Here is a 14,919-nt window from a genome sequence, read left to right as displayed (position 1 = left end):
AGCCAAAACAACGACACACACTGAAAAGGAATAATCATGACAAATCGTGTCTCTATCATTGGCTCGGGAAACGCCGGATTAACAGCAGCCTATCACTTTACCAAGCATGGTGCAGATGTCTGCCTATATGGCAGCAAGGGGTTTGATCAGCCTCTTCAAGATATTGAACAGCGTGGTGGAATTGAAGCCCTCAGCCACTTCAACGACGTGGAACTCACTTTCGCTGGTTTTCAAGCCATCGACAAGATCAGCCGTGATCTTAAAGAGACGCTCGATTATGCTGACCTTGTTGTACTTCCGGTGCCATCCTTTGCCCAGGAGCCTCTGTTTATCGAGATGTTGCCGCACCTGCGCGATGGCCAGATCATCATGCTGATGCCGGGTAATTACGGCTCCTTGGTGCTCAATCGAATCAAACACGAAAGAGGTTACGGCCAGCTTGATATTACCTTTGTCGATGCCATTTCCATTCCGTGGGCCACACGTATTGTGGGGCCAGCGCAGCTGGCAATCCTCGGCATGAAAGAGTTCCTGCCCGTGGCAGCTTTCCCGGCCAAGCGCTCGCAAATGGCTATTGACGCCCTGCAGCCGGTCATGCCGCTTCCGCTCACCGCTTTGGGCAATGTGATTGAAGCCGGCCTTGAAAATATCAACTTCGGGGGCCATCCACTGCTCACCACGCTGAACATGGGATTGTTGGAAAATTTCGACGGCCAGTTCAATTACTACAAAGACTGCTGTTCGGTGTCCACCGCCAAGGCTGCGGCAGCAATGGAAAACGAACGCCTTGCCATCGGTCGCTTACTGGGCCTGAGACTCAAGCCCGAACTGGATGCCATGAACGCGCTCTACGACATGGATTGCAAAACCGTGTATGAAGTCAACCGTACTTCAGAAACCCACGGCAAGCTCAACAGCGCACCGAACTCGGCAAGCAATCGCTATATCACTGAGGACGCCGCCTACCTGTTAGTGCCTTGCTATGAGCTTGGCCAACTTACCGGGGTGGAGACCCCTATGATCACCGCCTGCCTACACATTGACAACGCCTATAACGATACCAACTACTTCACTACTGGCCGCACATTGAAAAAAATGGGGCTGGATAACCTTTCCGCCCAAGAAATCATGGACTTTGTAGCGTAACTCAAGCGCAATTGACAAATATGGGGCCACTGGCCCCATAAAGGACTGAACAATGAGCAAATTGAAATTCCCTTCTGCCTACACCATCTTAATGCTGCTTACGGTATTGATGGCACTGCTGACCTGGATGATCCCGGCAGGCCAATACCAAATGGAAATCAATGAGACACTGGGCAAGCTTGTCCCGGTTGTGGGTTCGTACCAAACCGTCGAAGCGAATCCCCAGGGCATCATTGATATCCTGATGGCTCCTATCCAGGGCTTTTACGACCCATCGGACTATGTTGCACGGGCTGTTGATGTCGCCCTGTTTGTCTTGGTCATCGGAGGCTTCCTGGCTGTCGTGACCGAAACCGGTGCCATTGATGCCGGTATCGCCGGCACCATGAAACGTCTGGCCGGCCGAGAAAAATGGATGATCCCTATCCTGATGGGCCTGTTCGCCCTCGGCGGTACTGTATATGGCATGGCTGAGGAAACCATCCCCTTCTATGCCCTGCTGATCCCGGTGATGATTGCTGCCGGGTATGACAGCATTGTCGGTGTCGCCATTATCATGGTTGGGGCCGGTATCGGCTGCTTGGGCTCGACCATCAACCCTTTTGCCACCGTCATTGCTTCAAACGCAGCTGAAATCAACTTCATGGAAGGCTTTGCCCTTCGCGCGGTGATCCTTATCCTGGGCTGGCTACTGTGTGTGTTTTATGTCATGCGCTACGCCGAGCGCGTCAAACAAGATCCTTCTCGCTCAATTGTCGCCCACCAGCGTGATGAAAACCTCAACCATTTCCTGCACGGCAAGCAGCAGGAAACCCCTGAACTCACCAATACCCGTAAGGCCGTGCTGGCCATTTTTGCCCTGACGTTTGTCGTCATGATGTGGGGCGTTTCCGTTGCTGGATGGTGGATGGCTGAACTTTCAGCCCTGTTTATTGGCTCAAGTATCCTGGTTGGCTTTGTCGGCCGTTTATCAGAAGTTGAGATCACCGACAGTTTTGTCAACGGTGCCAGAGATCTGCTTGGTGTCGCATTGATCATTGCCATCGCACGGGGATTGGTCGTCGTCATGGACAATGGCAACATCACCCACACGATTCTTCATTATGCCGAAGGCCTGCTTGGTGGGCTAAATGAGATTGCCTTTATCAATGCCATTTACTGGGTTGAAGCCGTCCTTTGTCTGGTGGTGCCTTCGTCATCCGGCTTGGCCGTGCTGTCCATGCCTGTGCTCGCGCCGCTTGCTGACTTTGCCGGTGTGGGTCGAGAACTTGTCGTAACGGCCTTCCAGTCCGCCTCCGGTCTCCCTAATCTTGTCACACCGACCTCCGGTGTCGTGATGGGTGGGCTTGCCATCGGCCGAGTCGCCTATTCTTCTTGGTTACGCTTTATCGGACCGCTAATTGGTATCCTGACACTAATGATCATGGCGCTGCTCAGTATCGGCGTCATCGTTGGCTAAGGCTGGATAAAAACAGCCTATATCCTATATAAAAACAGCCAGGCTAACCTGGCTGTTTTAAATTCAAGCAGAACTATATTATCCCCTATCCTGACTATAGGAAATCCAGCGTATTATCCTCAAACGCTTTTAGCGTGGGGAAGAGAGTATCTAAATGGGCCTCTTCATAGCCAAACCACTTGGCCAGCGTCGCATTGACTTGGTCGGCAGCAATTTCCGGAATAAGGCGACCATTGTTGTAGTCGTACTCACTACCCGGTGTTAAATCAGGCCATTGACCGTAAGCCTTACCACCATTAACCGCACCGCCCATTACCAGCTGATGGCCTGCCCAGCCATGATCCGTACCGGTATCATTGGCCATCAAACGGCGACCAAAATCAGACATCGTGAAGGCCGTTACATTGTCCAACATGTTGATATCTTTCAACTCTTGATAGAAGTCTGCCATCGCATTAGATAGTTGCTCCAACAACGCATGATGAACATTCTTTTGGTTATGGTGCGTGTCAAAGCCCCCGAGGCCAACAAAATAAACCTGTCTGTGGTGTCCCATCTCGGCGTGCTTTTGAATCAGCTTCGCGGTGGTATGCAGCTGCTCGCTCAATGATGAACGATCAGTATCGTCATCCTCATCAGTACCAAGCAATTCAGCAAGTCTCTGATTTTGGTAGAATCGGCTGGACATCACATCCGCGTAATTATCCTTGAAGAGGTTATTGAACTGGCGATCAAAATGGAATTTCATCGCTTCGTAGCGTTCATCTTGATCAAGGCCGTTATACTTGCCAGCCCCGCTCGCGGTCATCACCATTTGCTCATAGATATCATTGCGCAGCCATTTCTGCTCGCCGTTCAAAGACATCATTGGTGATAAGTCATTGGACATATAAATACTGTCGACCATGCGCCCCGCCCAGCCAAGTTTGTCTTCCATGTTAAGCGCGCCTGACTGCCACATGGTTTGCTGCAGGTTATGCGCCATCAGGAAATCGGGAACAGGGTGCGGATTCGTTTCTCCGATAATTGGTCCAACCAACTGGCCCGAATTGACAATGACTGTGGCATTGTTATCTCTGAATACCGACTCCAGCCGTGACATTGCAGGATGCAAACCCAGACTAACCGCTGGGCTGGTGTCTCCCGGCTCTGACTGGATACCAATATCAACCAGTTCATGCTTGGCAATCGCCAGTGTCGGCCTTGCTTTTTCATACGTTAAGTAATGCTGGTCAACCGGTACCACCATGTTGTAGGCATCATTACCACCAAACAAGAAAATACAAACAAGGGCTCTGAACCCGTCATCACCCGCAACAGCCTGTTTGCTGAGTGATAGTCCCGGTACTGCTGATAGTGCGCCAAGTGCAGTAGAGCTTTTTAAAAAGTGGCGACGTGACATCTTCATGATGGCTTACTCCTGGCAGCGGAAATCAGGTGAACATTGAATGGCAAACAAGGTGGCGAAAGTTCTTCTATCAGTACCAATGTTTTGCTCGGTCATTTTGATCAATAAATCTTCGATGTACTGATGGAGCTCGTCTGACATCAAACCGAAAAAGATCCGCTCGTTAATCCACGCCATATACTCTTCCGGCTTATCAACCCGGTTTTCCAGCGGGCTACGATCCCAGGTCCACTGCTCTACCCCCGTGAGTCGATGGCTAAGGATAAGTCCCCACATCTTGTTTGAAATTCGACGCATTGAGTCCATGCTGTGGATATTGAACTCAGGAGCTGTGAGCTCTTTATTGGCGATCTCCCCTTTGGGCGCATAATCTGGCTCATAAAAGTTGAACACGCTCGGTGCCTGCAGCGGCGCCTGACCGAAATTACTCTGCAATCCGGGAAAGTCCCACCAGCGACGAGGATCATTGCTTTTTACATTCAGGGCACGGCAGAGGTTGGTCATCGCAATCACCGGCTCTTTGACTTTACCGAAATTGCGGGTGCTAAAACCAAAGCCCTGATAGTCTGCCATTGCATGGCCCTCAATCAAATCTTCATCAAGCAAAATAGCTTTGATCACAGCTTTCATATTGCCACGAACGCCTTGCCCGTCATCAATGAAGATCCTCGCGACCCGCTCAATATAACTACGACGAGGATTACTGATAGTCAGACGCTGAATTAACAGCCGTGAGATAAATACCGGTGTATTGGGGTGCTCATATAACACCTTGATGGCCTGGTCTAAATCTTGTTCTGCTGATTGGCCGGCAGGGAAGTCGACACCTAATACCGACTTTGCACCATCATCATGCCAATCTGCGTTATTCACCATTGGCTTGGTATTACTGTCCTTGCCATCGCTATCTTTGTCTTTTCTCCACCCGGTTAATACACGCGCCAATTCTTCAACATCTTGCTGTGTATAAGCCGGCTTGGTTTTCTCGCCATCAAGTTGGGGCTGACCATTTATCTTCAGCTCCCATAGGCCAATCGAAAATAATTGCATGACCTCCCGGGCATAGTTTTCATCCGGGTAGGTATTGTTTTGCTCATCATGGGCCCGGCTACCGGCCAAGGTCAAGAACTGTCCCATCGCCGGGTGCAGAGTGACTGCTTTGAGCAACACATCAAAGCGCTCAAAAGCATTTCTCACCAACACATCATAATACGATGCCAGCCCTTCCCCGCCGGGACCGCCATTGTTTGATACCACAAAAATCTGGCTCAAAGCGTAGGCAACACGCTGGCGAAGTTGATCTCCTCCAACGAGTGAGCGCTGCCACCAGGCACTCATCCGCGCACTTTCATTAAGAGGCGTACCGGTATCGTCCGCGACTTTTCGTGCCAGGCTCAAATGCAAATTCTGGCGAGCATACTGGTCCTCAAACCAACCATCAATGCCACCGTCGAAATCGAGAAGTTTTTCGACATCCCCATTCTTGGGACCGAATGTTGAACGATACAGGAACTTAGCCGCCTGTATCGGATCGTTAATTGTTGTTACCACTGCTTTTCCTTTTAAAGTTAATTCTGCTTTATTTATTCATGAAGCAATAAACGGGTGAATAATATTTGCAGTGGTTCCGACTAATGTTTATTTTTCGTCAACTCTTTTATACAGAGCAATAAACTGGGATGAAAATAACAGATAAGAAAATCTTACACTTGGCTATTTAAGAAATTAACATTCCCTTGATATTGCCATGATACAAGAGATTATATTTTGCTTTTATAAATATAAAGGCATATAAAAAGAGCCAGCAACATGCTAGCTCTTTATATCTATTACCAATTCGGTGTTAGAGAAAGCCCAGGGTATTTTGTGGGAATGTCTTCAACGACGGGAATAGCACTTCCAATTCGCCCTTGTAACCAAACCAGTTTGCCAAGGTTGCATTGACCTGATCCGCGGCGATTTCTGGAATGAGGCGACCATTGTTATAGTCATACTCGCTGCCTGGGGTAAGATCCGGCCAATTTCCATAGGCCCTGCCGCCTTTGACCGCGCCCCCCACGACTAACTGATGCCCAGCCCACCCATGGTCAGTACCGGAATCATTGGCCATGATGCGACGGCCAAAGTCCGACATGGTAAAGGCTGTTACCTGATCGGAGAGTCCCTGCGCTTTCATCTCCTGATAAAAAGCCGCCAGCGCATCCGACACCTGACCAAGCAGTGCCGCATGGGTGCCAGCCTGATCTTTGTGGGTATCAAAGCCACCCAATCCTACAAAGAAGACCTGACGATTATGCTGCAACGAGGCCGCGTTTCGCACCTTGATTAACTTGGCAGTTGTATGCAGCATGTTACCTAAACCGGTTTGCGGGAAGCCATCCAAATCGCCGACCGATGCCAGAGCATCATCCAATGCATCATTTTCATAATAGCGACTTGCCATAGTCGTCGAATAATTATCGGCATACAGGTTGGCATACTTTTCATCGAAGTGGCGCATCATGGCACCAAGGCGATCACTGTTGTTCAACCCGGTATAGTCACCCGCCCCTTCGCTTGTCATCACCAGAGGCTCTACATGGTTATTGCGCAACCACTTCTGTTCACCGTTCAATGACATCAAGGGGGACAGACTGCCCGACAGGTTCATATCCTGAACCATTCGTCCCGCCCAACCCAACTTGTCATTCATGTTTTCCGCCCCCGACTGCCACATCGTCTGCTGCAGGTTGTGGGCCATCAAGAAATCAGGTACCCGGCTATTCGGGTTATTCGCGCCAATGATCGGCTCGACCAACTGGCCAGAGTTAACGATTACTGTCGCATTTTGCTCAGCGAAAGTCGACTTCAAGCTTTGCATCGCCGGATGCAGACCCAGTTTCACACCGTTATCGCTTGCGATGTTCAACGGCACCAGATCACTTTGCGCTATTGCCAAGTTGCGCCTCGCCTGCTCGTACTTCTGGTAAGCACCGTCATCGGTTGGAATCACCATGTTATAGGCATCGTTACCGCCAAACAGGAAGATACAAACCAGCGCTTTGTAATCGTCTTGATTGGCATGAGCCATATTAAGCCCCGTTAAAGCAGGAGCAACAGAGGTGGCACCAAGCGCTGCCGTTCCTTTCAAGAAATGACGTCGTGATAATTTCATGATTTACTCCTGGCAGCGAAATTCAGGTGAACATTGGATGGCAAACAACGTGTCGTTGATTTTACGATCGTCATTGCGATTATCTGCAGTTAGCTCATCAAGCATCTGGCGAATAAAACCTGCCAGCTCCGTTGACATCAAACCAGCAAAGAAGCGTTCATTTAGCAGCTCAATATACTCGTCAGGTTTATTTATCTTTTTCTCGAACTGTGAACGGTTCCACGACCATTGTTTTACGTTGGTGCTGTCGTGAGCCAGAATCATGGTCCACATCCGGTTGGATATCCGGCGCATACTATCCATCGACAAAATGGCAAACTCTGGTGCAGTTAGCTGCTTGTCTGTAATTTCCCCCTTTGGCGCATAGTCGGGCTCATAGAAGTTAAAAACACTCGGAGCACGCAATGGTGCCTGACCATAATTGTTCTGGGTGGCAGGGAAATCCCACCAGCGCTCAGGATCATTACTTTTCACATTAAAGGCACGGCATAGGTTGGCCATTGCGATAATGGGCTCTTTCACTTTGCCGAAGTTACGCCCATTGCTGCCGTGGGCCTGATGATCGGCCATCGCTTTGCCATCAATCACATCTTGATCCAGCAATATGGCTTTGATCACGGCAACCATGTCACCCCGAACGCCTTTGCCATTATCCTTGAATACATCGGCTACGCGCTGAATATAGGAACGGCGAGGGTTACTGACGGTCAATCGCTTGATCAGCAAAATAGAGATGAACATCGGGGTATTGCGATGATTGAACAGCAAATCCATTGCTTGTGACAAGTCTTGCTCGGGCGACTGCCCTTCGGGAAAAGTTTGGCCCAGCACTCGTTTTTCACCAAAGTCATGGCGACTGTCATCGGCATACATGGGCTTAAGGTAGGTATCACGACGCCACCCTGTCAGCACCCTTGCCAGTTCCTCAACATCCCGCTGGGTGTAGGTCGGCTCTTTATTGCCCTGACCATCCAGTCTTGGCATGCCGTTATTCTGCAGTTGCCACAACCCCAAACTAAAGAGCTGCATCACTTCACGGGCATAGTTTTCATCCGGAAACGTATTATTGTCCGGGTTAGCTTTACGGCTACCTTCTAATGTCAGGAACTTACCCATTGCAGGGCTTAGCGTCACTGCTTCAAGCAAGTCACGGAAATTTCCAAACGCATGTTTTAGCAATACATCATAGTATTCAGCCAGCCCTTCAGCATTGGGGCCACCGCTGTTTGACACCACGAAAATTTGGCTTAGTGCATACGCAACGCGCTGCCTTAGCTGATCACCAGCGTTCAAGCTGCGGTTCCACCACGCACTTAGCCGAGCATTTTCATTTAGCGTATCGCCGCTCGCGTTAGCATAACGCTCGGCCAGTGGCCGGTGCAGACGCCAGCTTCGGGTAAACTGGTCATCGAGCCATGCTTCCACTCCCAATTGCAAAAAATCATCAACATCCCCTGGCTTGGGACCAAATGTTGCCCGGTACAGGAACTTTGCCGCCTGCTCCGGTTGGTATATTGAGCTCGCCACGATGCTTACCCCTCTCCTTATTAATTTTACTTATAGATGTATCAATCAACTTCAATAATGATTGAGAGGCATAAATTGACGAGCAGAATAATTATTTTCTGGAAGTAAAGTACCAAAAAATCATGAACAGTTCCGGTATAATGCTTTGATTAAAAAAAACAATCCAACCGTTCCCATCGTATTAGCTCCAGCCTGCTATTGTCCCGCTTCCTCACCGATTAACCTGCAGTTGTCCATCAGTGATGACAGTGTCAGCCAATGTATCGAAATGTACGGATCATAATTTTGCTATTGAACAATGTTTTATTGAGGCGTAGCATTCACCGCAACAATAAATGAGCAGGTAAAACCAAGCTCACCAGATAACAGGCTCTAAGCCTCGAAAACATAATTAGGAAAAACATGAAAAAGTTAATGCTACTTCCTTTGGCTGCACTTGTCGGTGCTTCTTTCGCTGCCAACGCTCAACAGCCGATGACCCAGAACTTCGACTACATTTCTGGTGGCTTCCAGTACAGCAAATTCAGCAACGACATTCCTTCTTCAGCAAGCGTAAATATTTATGGTGATGTCTACGGTACTACAACTGATGATGCAGCAGGTCTTTACCTACGTGGTAGCTGGAACTTCACTGACAACTTCTTCGTCGAAATGCGCGGTGATGCCGCAGCAGCAGACGATATGGTCTTCTCCAACGGCCTATTGGGTCTTGGCTACTTCATGCCAATCCAAGAAGATTTGACAGTTTACGGCCTGGCTGGTTTTGCAAATTACCGTTATGACCTAGATGTAAACACTCCTATTGGTACTATTGGTGGCGACCACTCTGACTCAGGTTTCACCGGTGAGCTAGGTGCCCGCTACCAGATTATGGATAAGTGGATGATTGAACCCGCTGTTCGCTTTGCGGCATTTGATGACACCATGTATGAACTGCGCCTAGGTAACAACGTTCAAATTACCGATCATGTTAGCCTTGAAGCCAACCTATCTCGCATGGACTTTGATGCGAACAAAGAAACCAACTTCCAACTTGGTGCGCGCTACAGCTTCTAAGTGTGTCTAGCTAGACGCTCTTGCTGAATTAAAATATTTACATTCGCTTTCGCTAGGTTAAAGCAACGGCCTGTGGTATCACTACCTACAGGCCGTTTTTTTAGCTTGGTTCCGCGCAAAATATATTTTTCTAATCAGTGACGGAAGCCATTAAACTTGCCGAGCACCAACTCAAACTCGTCAATTTGCTTGGCGACCATATCGACGCTCTGCTGCCAGAACTCCGGTTGGCGTATATCCATACCCAGGTGTTTTACAACCACCTCTTCCGCTGTCATCGAACCCGTATCACGAAGCAAGGCTTTATAGTCCGCATAAAAGCTGTCGCCTTTCGCCTCGCGCTGGGCGTACACCCCCTTGCTGAACAGATAGCCAAACAAATACGGGTAGTTATAGAAACTGATTTCCGCGATGCTAAAGTGCAGCTTGCTGGCCCAGAACATCTCGTTAGTTTCGTCCATGGCCTCGCCGTACCACTCCTGCCAGGTGTCCGACATCAGTGTCTTAAGCTGTTCAGGGGTAAACTCCCCGCCTTGGCGCTGTTCGTAAAACGCCTTTTCAAACTCATAGCGCACCGGGATATTGACCATCAGTGCCAGAGCTGACTGGGCTTCCTCCCACAGCATCAATAACTTTTCTTGCTCATCGCTGGCTTTTTCCATCAACGCATCGCGCACTACGTTTTCGGCAAAAATAGAAGCCGTTTCCGCCAACGTCATCGGGTAACGGGTTTGAACCAATGGCATGTCTTGCATTACCCAGTTATGGAAAGCATGGCCAAGCTCATGGGCCAATGTCAGGACATCCGACATACTGCCGCCCCAAGTCATGAAAACCAGTGGCAGCCTGCTATCGGCGAATTTAGTACAATAAGCACCCAAACGTTTATTCGGCTGCGGGGCAGCATCGATCAACTGCTTCTCGACCATCATATCGACGAACTCTGCCATTTCAGGATCGACACCGGCAAAAGCTTCGCGGATGATAGCAATGCCTTGCGCGAAACTGTACGTACTGGCGTCTCCGCCAGACAAAGCGGGCATAGACGCCATTTCATCCCAAGGTTTAAGCTTATCGGTACCAAACAGCCGCGCCATCAGTAGCCCCGCTTTTTGGCCAATATGACGGTTGCCTCTAGCGACCGCCATCATGGCATCAAGGGTCGCTTTTTCGATTCGGCTAGTATGCAGGCTAGGATCAAGAAAATGCACCTGCTGGGTATGACTGCGCTTTTGGTATTCCGTCAGACGCGCACCGGACAGCGCATTCAAGATGGCAGCAAAGCTTTCCTGATGGGTAGTCATCGCTTCAGAGATGGCGCGCCAGGCAGGTTCTCTGCGCATGCTATCCCCCCCATAGAGTAGACTGGCTGCCTGAGACAATCCCATTCGCTCCTGTTGCCCGTCAGGCAGTTGCAAGGTGACCTTCATACTGCCAGTGATATTATCGTACAACCGCCCCCATGCCAGCTTGCCATCGACATCCAGTGCGGTGAGCAGCTGCTCTTCAGCCACTGTTAGTTGCTGTGGCTTAAGCAAGCGCTCGCGCTCCAGCAGGAAACGCCATGAAGATAGCGCCTCTTCACCCTCACCCATTTCAAGCAAGGCTTCAAAGTCTACAAGGCTTAGGTTCACAATGGCTTGCATAAACGGGGTCATGGCCTGATCAAGCTGGGACTGCAGCACATTCACCTTACCGAGCAATTTCTTCGCGTGTTCATCAGCAGCATCGACCGACAATATACAATTGACATACGCGCTGAGCGTCATTACTTTCACACGCTCGATTTGTTGCCTGTTGAGTGCTGAAGCCAACCCCGCCAAAGACGTTACATCCAATTTTTCCAGCTCAGAAAACAATGCCTCCACCGCTGCTAGATCTTGTTCGATTTTGGGATCATTAACCCCTTGGTAGGCAATAGATAAATCCCAGCTCGGAATATTCATTCGTTCTCCTTGTTGAGTGACATCCCCATAAGCCGTCAAGGTGTTCGGACTTGAGCAAGCGGCTCGGGTATAGGCTTTAATCTGTAAACAAGAGGCAAGATTTGCCTTCATGCTCAATGCGCTGAACTTGAGTAGAAAAGACCGTTTCCAGCGTGTTGACGGTCATGACTTCGTGTGGCCGACCTTTCACCACACAAGAGCCATTATTCAATAAAATTACTTTATCAGCCTCTCTCAGGGTGCGGTTCAAGTCATGATTGGCCATCACCACCGCGATTCCCTTGCTTGCCAGACGGCGGATAAGTTGATACATAATGGCTTCCTGGCCGATATCCAGTGCCGATGCCGGCTCATCCAATAATAGTAATTGGGCTTCAGGATTCAATGTCGGCCATACCTGAAGACAGGCCGCCGCTAACCTCACGCGCTGCCACTCTCCCCCGGACAACTGCTGAATATTTCGGTTGAGCTTATCGGCAATTTTCAACGCTCCGCAAATCTCGTCTAACGCCGCTTGGACTCGGCCAGCAGGCAGCTCTCCCAGCGGCGACAGGGCAAGTGACAAATAATGGTACACCCCGACGGCAAAAGCCGGCTTGTCCTGCTGTGCCAGATAACAGCGCATCTGGGCCAGCCGAGGAAGCTCTAAGCTTGCGAGATTCTCACCGGCCAAGGTTATTTCACCTTGGGCTTCGGCCAGCCCAGATAGCATGGAAATTGCGGTACTCTTGCCGCTGCCATTGGGGCCAATGAGATGAACAATTTCGCCACGCAGGACTGAAAATGAAACCGGTAATAACCGGGGTGGCATCGCCAAGTTTTGAGCAGATAGGATCACAGGTTGTGATTCTAGTAACGTCTCCATTCACAACCTCCTTAATCGATTTGTGAGCGCAACAGCATCCAAATAAACACCGGCGCACCCAAGCTGGTGATCACCACCCCAACCGGTAGCTCGGCAGCAGGCAGCATCACTCTCGCCAGTGTATCGGCCAAGGCTAGCAGCAATGCACCGCAGAGCGCCGATAGGGGGAGCAAGTAGCGATTTTCGGTACCCAGAGCCAGGCGCAATAAGTGCGGTACCACGAGACCGATAAATCCAATCACACCGGCTAAGGCTACCGAGGCCCCCACCAATAGCGATACAACGAGAATTAACCGCCAGCGGCTGGCCGCTACATCCAACCCTAGTTGCTTGGCCTGGTGTTCGCCTAGCATCAATAAATCTAGCTTGCGGCCCTGGAGACATAGCCAGAGCAATACCGGCAAGACAAATAACAGCAATGTCAGCTGCTGCCAACTGACCCCGGCCACACTTCCCATCAGCCAATACATCAGCATGCGAAGATTTAAGTCATCACTGAAATAAAATGCCCAGGTTACAACGGCGCCAGACAAAATCCCCAAAGCGACCCCGATGAGCAATAACCGGGCTGTAGAAACCCGCTTTCGCCGAGATAAGCCAACAAGAATAAGAGTAAACAAAAATGCCCCAACCATGGCGGCGGCCATCATCAAAATAGGGGTTGGCGCAAAGGGGAGCACAAAGAGCAAAATAACAAGGGCCAGACTGGCGCCACCGGAAATCCCCAATACGCCAGGCTCTGCCAGTGGGTTCCCCAATAAAACTTGCAAGACCGCGCCCGATGCCGCCAACGAAGCCCCAACCGTGATAGCCGCCAGCAACCGGGGCATTCTGAGCTGGAGCAGCAATTGCTGCTCAAGGCCTGATTGGGCTGACCACGGCCATATGAATATTTCACCTACGGCAAGAGAAAGAAAGCAGACAAGCACCAGCAATAGGGCTGAAGTCATAAATCCTGTACGCCATCTAAGCTGCCGACGGCGCATTAACGTTTGTAGTTGCATCTTATTATCACGGTAAAGAGGAACGACTAACCTTACTCTTTCAGCCAGAAAATAGAAAGTCAGCTTTTTAGCTTCATGATAAATATGACAAAAACAGCTCTAATTCGAACCTTTACAGACCACCTACTGAGCAACAATTTGTTCACCCACAGAGACCTCCGCCTTCTTCACCAACAAACAGGCGCGCTGACCTATAGCCACATTGGCATTGGGAAAGACAACCGCTTCACCTTCTTCCAGTACGTAATACTCCAGATCCCGGTCACGGCCCAACAGGGTTCCCTGTGGATACAGCGTAAAATTAGCTTGATCGTCCGGAAAGTTAAGCATGAATTGCTCGGTTTGCTTTATCAGAGTCCTTGTCACCTTGTACACTACAAGTTTGTCGTGTTGCCAATGATAGTCAGGGCTTATCTGAGTAACCAGCGCGACCATCGCTTGATAGAACGGGGCTAAACGCCGCAGGTCATTCTGACCGAAGGGCGCGACCTTACCCAACTCCATCGTCAAAGCCTGCGCGCCAAAATACTCGGCGCTGTACCAACTGAATGTCGGCGAAGGAGAATTCGACAATAACGCCGCTTCAATTTCTCCATGTTGCAAGAACGAAAACAACTCTTGTTTGCGGGTTTGATGACTAGAACAGGGACTAACAGCAAATGTGAAGTGGGCTGAATCACGAATTGCACAATGCAGATCAAGGTGCCAGCGAGAGCGCTGTACCTTTTCACCAAATTGGTAGAAATCACGGACCGCCAGCTGCAGTTCATTGGCACGAATACAGTCAGGGTTCGTTGCTAGGTTATGGGCCTTAAACAGCCGGTTCATGTTCTCATCGACATATCGGCGGTGCTGATTAATCGCTTCAGGATGGCCAATGATCACCAATAGTCGGTGTACGGGTTGAATTTCACCAGAAAGAATTTGCTCAACTAATTGCTGGAGTAACTCGATAGGGCTAGTTTCATCACCGTGCACGCCAGACGACAGCACAATATCTTTTGATTGCTCTACCGGAACCGAAGCAACCGCTGGTGAGAACGATAATATACCTCTCCCTAACAGTTCGCATACCGTGCCAGACTCAGTCAGCCAGCGTCCCTGCTCTTCGGGCAAAGCTAAATCCAATGTCGCTTCAAGAAACTTCCCTTCTTTTACTCGCTGTAGCATTCCCATTACCTACCTCCATGTTATTAGCTAATCCCGAGCTAATGGAACAGGTTTATTCTACCGCTGCAGAAATTTCTTTGAAACCACACAAAAACATAATTTTAACATCAAGCACACAATTAAAGCTGATACATTGCTTAGATCCGTCGCTTTATGAAACCAGTAATAATAAAAAACCCGGGTA

General features: G+C 49.7%; 11 protein-coding genes. 3 read left to right on the top strand and 8 right to left on the bottom strand.

What is annotated here, in order from left to right:
* Positions 1 to 36: 36 nt before the first annotated feature.
* Both PTW35_RS07585 and PTW35_RS07580 read left to right on the top strand, forming a co-directional pair.
* Positions 37 to 1,146: an NAD/NADP octopine/nopaline dehydrogenase family protein gene (locus PTW35_RS07585; protein WP_281027170.1), complete on the top strand. Its 1,110-nt coding sequence runs from the start codon at positions 37 to 39 to the stop codon at positions 1,144 to 1,146.
* Between the two features lie 52 nt (positions 1,147 to 1,198).
* A complete protein-coding gene (locus tag PTW35_RS07580) occupies positions 1,199 to 2,605 on the top strand; it encodes a YfcC family protein (protein WP_281027169.1) in 1,407 nt (468 codons plus the stop codon).
* 94 nt (positions 2,606 to 2,699) lie between these two features.
* On the opposite strand, the gene PTW35_RS07575 is transcribed toward PTW35_RS07580, so the two are convergent.
* From PTW35_RS07575 to PTW35_RS07560, 4 genes are all read right to left on the bottom strand, one after another.
* Complete coding sequence (locus tag PTW35_RS07575; RefSeq protein WP_281027168.1) at positions 2,700 to 4,013, bottom strand: DUF1501 domain-containing protein; 1,314 nt, start codon at positions 4,011 to 4,013, stop codon at positions 2,700 to 2,702.
* A gap of 6 nt (positions 4,014 to 4,019) precedes the next feature.
* Positions 4,020 to 5,564, bottom strand: coding sequence for a DUF1800 domain-containing protein (locus tag PTW35_RS07570; RefSeq protein ID WP_281027167.1), 1,545 nt, complete (start codon positions 5,562 to 5,564; stop codon positions 4,020 to 4,022).
* 292 nt (positions 5,565 to 5,856) lie between these two features.
* Positions 5,857 to 7,167 carry a DUF1501 domain-containing protein gene (locus PTW35_RS07565; RefSeq protein ID WP_281027166.1) on the bottom strand — a complete coding sequence of 437 codons (1,311 nt, stop codon included), beginning with the start codon at positions 7,165 to 7,167 and terminating at the stop codon, positions 5,857 to 5,859.
* 3 nt (positions 7,168 to 7,170) lie between these two features.
* Positions 7,171 to 8,694 (bottom strand): DUF1800 domain-containing protein, encoded by a 1,524-nt coding sequence (locus PTW35_RS07560; protein WP_281027165.1) that lies wholly within the window; start codon positions 8,692 to 8,694, stop codon positions 7,171 to 7,173.
* Between the two features lie 402 nt (positions 8,695 to 9,096).
* Between PTW35_RS07560 and PTW35_RS07555 the strand changes: the two genes are divergently transcribed.
* On the top strand, positions 9,097 to 9,750 hold the full coding sequence (locus PTW35_RS07555; protein WP_281027164.1) for an outer membrane beta-barrel protein: 654 nt from the start codon (positions 9,097 to 9,099) through the stop codon (positions 9,748 to 9,750).
* A 134-nt stretch (positions 9,751 to 9,884) separates the two neighbouring features.
* On the opposite strand, the gene PTW35_RS07550 is transcribed toward PTW35_RS07555, so the two are convergent.
* From PTW35_RS07550 to astE, 4 genes are all read right to left on the bottom strand, one after another.
* Entirely contained in the window at positions 9,885 to 11,696 is a 1,812-nt protein-coding gene (locus tag PTW35_RS07550) for a M3 family oligoendopeptidase (RefSeq protein ID WP_281027163.1), read from the bottom strand.
* A 76-nt stretch (positions 11,697 to 11,772) separates the two neighbouring features.
* Positions 11,773 to 12,534, bottom strand: coding sequence for a vitamin B12 ABC transporter ATP-binding protein BtuD (gene btuD / locus PTW35_RS07545; protein ID WP_281027459.1), 762 nt, complete (start codon positions 12,532 to 12,534; stop codon positions 11,773 to 11,775).
* A gap of 38 nt (positions 12,535 to 12,572) precedes the next feature.
* Positions 12,573 to 13,565 carry a vitamin B12 ABC transporter permease BtuC gene (gene btuC, locus PTW35_RS07540; RefSeq protein ID WP_281027162.1) on the bottom strand — a complete coding sequence of 331 codons (993 nt, stop codon included), beginning with the start codon at positions 13,563 to 13,565 and terminating at the stop codon, positions 12,573 to 12,575.
* Between the two features lie 123 nt (positions 13,566 to 13,688).
* Positions 13,689 to 14,741, bottom strand: a complete 1,053-nt coding sequence (astE, locus tag PTW35_RS07535; RefSeq protein WP_281027161.1) for a succinylglutamate desuccinylase — start codon at positions 14,739 to 14,741, stop codon at positions 13,689 to 13,691.
* Between the last annotated feature and the right edge of the window lie 178 nt (positions 14,742 to 14,919).

Origin of the sequence: Photobacterium sp. DA100 (assembly GCF_029223585.1) — a bacterium.
GTDB lineage: Bacteria > Pseudomonadota > Gammaproteobacteria > Enterobacterales > Vibrionaceae > Photobacterium.
This window is presented reverse-complemented; position numbering and strand designations above follow the sequence as displayed.

Coding starts and splice junctions, on each gene's coding strand:
- PTW35_RS07585 (WP_281027170.1), top strand. CDS start 37: ATGACAAATCGTGTCTCTATCATTGGCTCGGGAAACGCCGGATTAACA.
- PTW35_RS07580 (WP_281027169.1), top strand. CDS start 1,199: ATGAGCAAATTGAAATTCCCTTCTGCCTACACCATCTTAATGCTGCTT.
- PTW35_RS07575 (WP_281027168.1), bottom strand. CDS start 4,013: ATGAAGATGTCACGTCGCCACTTTTTAAAAAGCTCTACTGCACTTGGC.
- PTW35_RS07565 (WP_281027166.1), bottom strand. CDS start 7,167: ATGAAATTATCACGACGTCATTTCTTGAAAGGAACGGCAGCGCTTGGT.
- PTW35_RS07555 (WP_281027164.1), top strand. CDS start 9,097: ATGAAAAAGTTAATGCTACTTCCTTTGGCTGCACTTGTCGGTGCTTCT.
- PTW35_RS07550 (WP_281027163.1), bottom strand. CDS start 11,696: ATGAATATTCCGAGCTGGGATTTATCTATTGCCTACCAAGGGGTTAAT.
- btuC (WP_281027162.1), bottom strand. CDS start 13,565: ATGCAACTACAAACGTTAATGCGCCGTCGGCAGCTTAGATGGCGTACA.
- astE (WP_281027161.1), bottom strand. CDS start 14,741: ATGGGAATGCTACAGCGAGTAAAAGAAGGGAAGTTTCTTGAAGCGACA.